Source organism: Flectobacillus sp. (assembly GCF_049240685.1).
Lineage (GTDB): Bacteria > Bacteroidota > Bacteroidia > Cytophagales > Spirosomataceae > Flectobacillus.
This window is the reverse complement of record NZ_JBMLSD010000221.1, coordinates 1-1,943: the sequence shown is the minus strand read 5'-3', so window position 1 is coordinate 1,943 and position 1,943 is coordinate 1. Positions and strand designations below refer to the sequence as shown.

The 1,943-nt window shown below is 39.3% G+C and carries 1 protein-coding gene; it reads right to left on the bottom strand.

All coding sequences use genetic code 11. The annotated features are described in order from the left end of the window. Positions 1-266: 266 nt before the first annotated feature. Positions 267-1,760 (bottom strand): xylulokinase, encoded by a 1,494-nt coding sequence (locus ACOVQ4_RS10060; RefSeq protein WP_421820520.1) that lies wholly within the window; start codon positions 1,758-1,760, stop codon positions 267-269. Between the last annotated feature and the right edge of the window lie 183 nt (positions 1,761-1,943).

The following is a 1,943-nucleotide window of genomic DNA, read 5'->3' as shown; positions in this document are numbered from 1 at the left end:
TTTGTGTGACTTATTATTGGACAAAATGAGAAGCTGAGATTCAGGAGTATAGTCTTAGACTTATAAACTCAATTTTGTGGAGTAATCTGTTGGTAGAATTTTAAGCACATTCGTATCCTTAGCATTTTTTCAATAGCGGCAAGTCTTGCCGCTATTGCAATTTTATATGAAAACTAGGCTTAAACCTTCGGACTGTACTAATCTTACCTTTATTATTACTTGTGTACCAAAGGAGTTAGAAACCTTACCCGAGCAAAATTCAGCATTTATACATAGGACAGTTGTTTTTCCAAAAAGAGCTTCCAGTTAGCATATATTTCCTGATATTCCTCAAAAAGCGCTTTTTCAGGTTCGATTGTACCTATAGACTTCATATTTTCGAAGGCTTCTTTGGGTTTTGCAAAAAATCCTATCCCAATTCCTGCACCTAGGGCAGCACCCTTAGCTCCGTCAGTATCATAGAGTTCAACAGCCACTCCAATGGTATTAACTAACGCTTGAGAAAATACGTTACTCAAAAACATATTGGCCTTTCCTGCCCTAATTACCGTTGGTGCTGTGCCTGTTTCGGCCATGATATCAACCCCGTATTTTAGTGAAAAAGCAATTCCTTCTTGCGCAGCTCTAATCAAATGAGCTGTAGTATGAATATTAAAATTCAAACCAGTGATCGTAGAATGAATGGTTTTGTTTGAGAGAACTCTTTCTGCTCCATTGCCAAAAGGTAAAATCCTTAGTCCATTCGCACCTGCTTTTATCGCAGACGCTGCTTCATTCATTTGGCTGTATGACCATTGAGGCGCAACCTGATCTCGCATCCATCGGTTCAAAATACCAGTACCATTGATACAAAGTAAGGTGCCAAGACGGTTGAGACCTTGATATTGATGATTGACATGGGCAAAAGTATTCACTCTCGAAAGAGGGTCATAGCTAATTTGGTCGGATACAGAATACACCACCCCTGAGGTACCGGCAGTGGCAGCTACTTCGCCTGGCTCCAAAACATTTAAGGAGAGTGCATTATTGGGTTGGTCGCCAGCTTTATAACAAACAGGCGTACCAGCTCGCAAACCCGTTAGGTCTGCCATGGTACTCGTAACTTCACCATGATTAGAAAACAAAGGTTTTAACTCTGGTAAAATTGTTTTCGGAAATCCATAATGTTTCAAAATATCTTCTGAAACATCGTTTTGTTGAAAATCCCAAAAAATACCCTCCGATAAGGCCGAATTGGAAGTAGTAATGGCATTGGTTAACTTCATAGCAATGAAGTCGCCTGGTAACATGATTTTGTAAACGGAACCATAAATTTTGGGCTCATTTGCCTTGACCCAAGCCAACTTAGAGGCAGTAAAATTTCCTGGAGAATTTAATAATTTTGAAAGGCATTTTTCTTGACCTATGGCCTCAAAAGCTTTATTTCCAATTTCTACAGCACGACTATCACACCAAATAATCGATGGGCGAAGCACACGCTGGTCGCGGTCTACCATTACTAATCCGTGCATTTGGTAGGCAATCCCAATTGCTTGGATATCTTTTGGATTGTACTTTCCTGAACTGTTACATCTTTGAATAGCATTAACAGTGCAATCCCACCACATTTCGGGGTCTTGTTCTGCCCAGTCTGCCTGCGGTGAGGATATGGTGTTTTCTGTGTCGGGATATTGTGCTGATGTAACCAATAATCCAGAGGCTCCGTCAACAACAGAAACCTTTATGGAAGATGTGCCTATGTCTATTCCAAGTAAAAGCATGAGGGATTTATTTTAAGATTGTTATGAAAAATTAGTTCAAAAATTAGAATTGAAAGATATATTGCCTGTTGAATCAGAACAGTATTGTCTTGATTTTTCCAGCTTTGGAGTCAAAAGTCTAAATACTTAAGTTAGTAGTTTTGTACATTTACGCCGTAGAATTTAGCCAAAAGGTCTGTATAT

Coding starts and splice junctions, on each gene's coding strand:
- ACOVQ4_RS10060 (WP_421820520.1), bottom strand. CDS start 1,760: ATGCTTTTACTTGGAATAGACATAGGCACATCTTCCATAAAGGTTTCT.